This is a genomic window from Eudoraea sp. (genome assembly GCF_049665975.1).
Classification (GTDB): Bacteria; Bacteroidota; Bacteroidia; order Flavobacteriales; family Flavobacteriaceae; genus Eudoraea.
Genome location: NZ_JBATGR010000121.1, coordinates 1 through 5505, shown reverse-complemented (window position 1 = coordinate 5505; position 5505 = coordinate 1). Strand labels below are relative to the sequence as shown.

The 5505-nt window shown below is 39.4% G+C and carries 5 protein-coding genes; 3 read left to right on the top strand and 2 right to left on the bottom strand.

Features of this window, described 5'->3' with window-relative positions; genetic code table 11:
- The 3 genes from WBN20_RS04945 to WBN20_RS04935 form a co-directional block, all read left to right on the top strand.
- Window positions 1–216, top strand: a 216-nt coding sequence (locus WBN20_RS04945) for a hypothetical protein (RefSeq protein WP_424280920.1), incomplete at its 5' end; no start/stop codon positions are given.
- A gap of 539 nt (window positions 217–755) precedes the next feature.
- Window positions 756–974, top strand: a complete 219-nt coding sequence (locus WBN20_RS04940; protein ID WP_424280919.1) for a hypothetical protein — start codon at window positions 756–758, stop codon at window positions 972–974.
- 88 nt (window positions 975–1062) lie between these two features.
- Window positions 1063–2415: a saccharopine dehydrogenase C-terminal domain-containing protein gene (locus WBN20_RS04935; protein ID WP_424280918.1), complete on the top strand. Its 1353-nt coding sequence runs from the start codon at window positions 1063–1065 to the stop codon at window positions 2413–2415.
- Between the two features lie 264 nt (window positions 2416–2679).
- Here the strand turns inward: WBN20_RS04935 and dapB are convergent, their stop codons facing one another.
- Both dapB and WBN20_RS04925 read right to left on the bottom strand, forming a co-directional pair.
- Window positions 2680–3441, bottom strand: a complete 762-nt coding sequence (gene dapB, locus WBN20_RS04930; RefSeq protein WP_424280917.1) for a 4-hydroxy-tetrahydrodipicolinate reductase — start codon at window positions 3439–3441, stop codon at window positions 2680–2682.
- A partial coding sequence (locus WBN20_RS04925) for an aminotransferase class III-fold pyridoxal phosphate-dependent enzyme (RefSeq protein WP_424280916.1) occupies window positions 3438–5505 on the bottom strand: 2068 nt, incomplete at its 5' end. The genes dapB and WBN20_RS04925, both read right to left, overlap by 4 nt.

Genomic DNA, 5505 nt, shown 5'->3' with positions numbered 1-5505 from the left:
GTGAAAGCAGGAGAGGGAACTTTGGGCAATGCTGATCGATTGATTAGCAGAAAGCTCTTTGGACGATTTGGATTTGGTTTCTGGACCAGTTCGGTGTGTTTCTCCCCCCTCCCGGGATTATCCACACACATGCACCGAGACACTATGACACCTCTGGTGAACTGGGAAAAGTTAATACGGGACTACATCCATAAATTAGAAACATTAAACTATTGATTTACACTAAAAAGATTCAGGACTTATCATAATAGTTTCACCTTTGTGAAATTATGGAGAAGGCGCTATCAGGTTAATTCTCCAACTCAATTACAGATGCTTGCAAAACCAACGGAAATCCATTGGCTGTATATCTTGAAGATTAAATCAATACTTAAGCTAACAATAAATAAGAAAAAAATTGAAGTTAATTCCGACTATTAGCCTAGACTATAACTAAATAACTAACCAATGATAAATCTCTTTAGAGCACAGAGCGTCAAGAGGGCAGTGTGAAAAAGCTAACGATTTGGCTTTTGAGTGATGAGCCAGATGTGGCGAGGATACCAGACTTCCGCGATGGGATTAAAAATAAAAATATAATCAAATTTTTAGACGAATTCGTCAAAACCTGCTGACTGAAAGCAAATTCGGTAAACCTGCCTGCCGGTTTCCTTCATATTTGTTGCAATCATTTATCTTTATAGTCAGGCGCATAATTTCTGTTGGTAATGTCTGCAACTAATCATACACAAACCCGTTAGCAGCAATAATAAAATATGAAAAACGAAAAAATATTAATAATAGGAGCAGCATTCGGAGTTGCAATTGGAAGTGTAATAGATGTTCTGACGGATAATTTAGCTCTATGGATTAGTTTAGGAATAGCGATTGGTGCGGGAATTGGGATATCATTAAGTCATAAACAGAAAAAAGACAATAACGATAAGAACTATTTATTCAGAAAAAAGCTGCTAACAAAACCTAAACTGCATTGAAACGTAGTTTGGCAAAACCGTTAGGCATACGTTTGCTTTATTCTTATCTTATTAACCAAACTCTATCATTATTTTTATTGATAACTATATGAAAAATGTTTTAATCTGCGGTGCGGGAATGTCAGCTACAGATCTTATTGCGTATATGCTCAAGCATGCTGAAGAATACAACTGGGAGGTAACGGTAGGTGATATTTTAGTAGAAACCGCAAAAAGAAAAATTGGCGGTCATCCAAGGGGGAAAGCGGTATACTTTGATTGCTATGATCCTGCTATTATGGCGCGTTATATTAAGGATGCAGACATCGTAATCTCGTTGCTGCCTCCTGGAATGCATGCTGCTGCTGCAAAAATTGCACTTCAATATAACGCGCATGTGGTAACGGCATCATATGCCAGTCAGGAAATGATAGATATGCATGAAGAAGCAAAAGAAAAAGGTCTCACATTTCTAAATGAACTGGGAGCTGATCCAGGTATTGATCATATGAACGGAATGCGTTCTATAGATAAAATCAGAAAAAAGGGAGGGGAGCTTTTGGCATTTACATCATATTGCGGCAGTTTGGTTGCCCCTGAGAGCAATGATAACCCTTGGGGCTATAAGTTTACCTGGAGCCCAATGAACGTGATCACGGCGGGTAGTGCAGGAGCTTGTTATTACAAAAAAAGCAATTTTCGTTGTATCCCCTATCATCGGTTATTTACCAATCCAAAAGCTATAGCCATCCCTGGCTTCAGAGAATTTGAAGCATACGAAAATCGCGATTCTGCTGCCTACAGAAAGAAATACAACCTCAATGACATTCCAACTTTAATAAGAGCAACATTGCGTTATCCTGGTTTTTGCGAAGGATGGAATATGTTAATACAATTAGGGTTAACAGCCGATAACTATCATATTGAAGGCAGTGAAAACATGACATACCGCCAGTGGGTTGAATCGTATCTACCAGATGATGATGATGAAAGTCCTGAAAATAAACTGGCGGACCTCTTGCATATAGAAAGAGGTGGAGAACTTCATGAACAATTGCTTTGGACAGAACTACTGTCTGACAGACCAATAAGAAGGGTAAATGGGACTCCTGCCGAGATACTATTGGATTTATTGCTGGATAAGCTGAAATTCAAAAATGGCGATACAGATATGCTGGTTTTTTACGAGAGCTTGGAATACAAACTCGAAGGCGAATTATTTGAACATATATCTTATTTGGTAACAAGGGGCTTAGATCATTGGCATACCGCTATCTCCCGTACCGTTGGATTGCCTGCAGCAATTGGTGCAAAGTTAATACTTAACGGAGAAATTAAAATTCCTGGTGTGCTGTTTCCATGGACCAAAGAAGTTTATGACCCTATCCTGGATGAGCTGGCAGAACTAGGCATTGCTTACACCTCGTACGATAATAAGATTGAGCATTCGCAGCATGAATAATGGGGGCGTGCAGCTGGTTATCCTCTGCTAATACAAGCTTCCATGAAGTCTTTTGGATAGAAAATCCTGATTATAGATTAGGACATTTTAGTATTGTTGCTACAAGACCAGGTACTCGGCATCCAATTAGGCTATTATTGATTGATGTAACAGGGTTATGGATAAGTCTAATAATTATTTTCTGCTGTTTCCAAAAGCATACAAGTCCATACCCAAAGTCTTAATGCTTTATCAATTGGGTAACTGACAGTGCTTCAATTAAACTTATCTTGTTTCAAAATCCAGAGCGGCATCCAATCCTATTTGCACTCCTTTTATGGTATTCACATAACGAATTGCCAGCAAAGCTCCATTAACAAAAGATTCATAGGATGTACTGCTATGATGTATGGAGAATAGTTCACCCTTATTACTAAATGCAACCTCCTGATCAGACAATATGCCTTTCATGCGCAGTGAATGAACGCGAATCCCTGAAACGAATCCGCCACGTGCCCCTTTAACCACCTCTGTGCTATCTTCATTTTCTGCTGAACCTCTATACTTTTCCATTCGCATGGCAGTGGCCAATGCAGTACCCGAAGGGGCATCTGGTTTCGTGTCTTCGTGCCGTTCAATGATTTCTGCCGAATCAAAATAAGGCGAAGCTATTTCTGCAAATCGCATCATCAGTACCGCACCTATTGAAAAGTTAGGCACTATAAGACAGCCTGGGTCATCTTTGCCCCAGAAAGATTTTAACTCCGTTATCCGATCTTTCGTAAAACCCGAGGTCCCAACTACAGCCCTCATCCCCTTAGCATGCCATTTTTTTAAATTTTCCATTACTACTCCCGGATGCGTGCATTCCACCATTATTTGAGCGTCTATATTTTTAATAGCATCTTCTACCCTTACACCTGCCACTGTTTTGCCAGAATGACCAGGGGCATAAGCTCCGCTAAGTTGCATCCCTTGTGTGTTTGAAATTCCAAGTGCTATTACGCTCCCCAGCCTGCCCATTGCTCCTGAAACCGCTACTTTCATACTTCTTTATTTTTATAATGTGATTTCAATATGTCTTCTATTTGTTCTACCGTTTTAGATGCATCTTCTTTAGAAAATTGTAAAGGAGGTTTTGTTTTCAAAACACTATCATACGGACCATCAGTACTAATAAGAATATGTCTGTTTCGCAATTCATTCTTAATACAATGTGCCAACCCCGTATCCGGATCCATGCTATAATCCTTCACAATTTCGACTCCAAGATATAAGCCTGAACCTCTTACATCTCCGATACATGGATATTTGTTTTGAAGCGCTTGAAGTAATGATTTGTAATAATCCCCAACAATTTTCGCATTATCCTGTAAGTTTTCTTCTTCAATAACTTCCAGAACCGACAAGGCAATGGCACAAGACACAGGGTTCCCGCCAAATGAACTGAAGAATTCCACTCCTTTTTCAAAAGATGCTGTAATTTCCGAGGTACAAACCACAGCTCCCATAGGATGCCCGTTTGCCATAGGTTTTCCCAGGATAACCATATCGGGTACAACTTCCTGGGCTTCATAAGCCCAATAATAATGACCCATACGACCAAATCCAGTCTGTACTTCATCAATAATACATACCCCTCCCTGCTTTCTTGTTGCCGGGTATAGGTGTTTTAAGTACCCTTTCGCCAAAGGCACCTGACCTCCACAACCTATAATAGGCTCACTAATGAATGTTCCAATTGGTGTATCGGAATTTTCAATTAATTCAATGGCTTCTTCAGCATAGCTTTTTCCGGCACTACCATCATCTTTGGTATACTTACCTCTGTAGGTATCCGGAATAGGAGCCACCAAAATATGTTCTTTTTTTCCGCTTCCTTTTGGATTGTTAAATTTATAGTAGCTCACATCAATAGCCGCCCTGGTATTCCCGTGATAACCATGTTCCAACACCATTATTTTTTCATTCCCGCTATGACCATTCGCCATACGGAGGGCCAAATCTGTAGCCGCACTTCCTGAGTTAACAAAATATACTTTGTTCAATGAATCCGGAAATTTCGATAAAAGCTTTTCCGCATATTCATTTAAAGAATCGTAAAGATACCTTGTGTTTGTGTTTAGTTTAGCCATTTGCCGCTGCCCCGCCTCCACTACCTTAGGATGAGAATGCCCTACATGCGGAATGTTATTGTAAGCATCCAAAAAAGTGTTCCCATAGGCATCATACATGTATTGAAATGCAGCCCCTTTCATATAAATTGGCTTTTCATAGCTTACTGAAAGTACTGAACTCATATGTTTATTTCTCTTCCCTATTATCTTTTCAACAGGTGGTGGGTTTTTAGCCGGAAATCCGGCTGCCTCACGAAAACAATTTTCTGCAGCAATTGGATTTATAGCCAACCAGCGATATAGCATTTGCCATGCATTTTTTTCGCTTACAAAGGCGTATTCATTACCCCCTTTTTTTGCTCTGCTATTGGCTGAAATACAAACACTTATACAAAGTCTGGCGGCAATGAGATAATAAAGCACTTCTAATTCTATTTCCTGAACAGGCAGAGTTTCATGATAAGATTTTAGCAGTATAGAGGCCCATTCCAAAGGGTTTTCTTTATCATAACAGGCATAAGTAATTGCAATCGCCAATTCATTGATAAGAAAGGTATGCGACATATCACCAAAGTCTATAATGCCTGAAACTTCTTCCTGAGCAACCAGGACATTCCATTCATTGGCATCATTGTGGATTATTGCAGTTCTCAACTCCGGGATAAAAGGAAGTACATTCTCATCGTATTGTTTAAAATAATAATGAACGATACTTCTATCTTTATTCTTCGGAATATTATCAAGGTGTTTTTTGCTGAGGCTCAGGTACTGAATGTCCCATTTCAATTTCCTGGCTGTAATTCTGAAATCAGTAAACTGTTGAAGTTTTAGGTCTAATTGGGCAAGAAATTTACCGAAAGATTGGAATAACTTTTTTGAATGCGGCACTTCCACCAGAAACTTACCCTCCAGATAGGATAACATTCTACAGATACATTCTTGCCCATCGATATTCACTAAAGCTGTATAGCTTTGGTTCTTTGAAGGAATGGGA

Excerpts from the sequence above, each read along its gene's own strand:
- WBN20_RS04940 (WP_424280919.1), top strand. The coding sequence starts at position 756 with ATGAAAAACGAAAAAATATTAATAATAGGAGCAGCATTCGGAGTTGCA.
- WBN20_RS04935 (WP_424280918.1), top strand. The coding sequence starts at position 1,063 with ATGAAAAATGTTTTAATCTGCGGTGCGGGAATGTCAGCTACAGATCTT.
- dapB (WP_424280917.1), bottom strand. The coding sequence starts at position 3,441 with ATGAAAGTAGCGGTTTCAGGAGCAATGGGCAGGCTGGGGAGCGTAATA.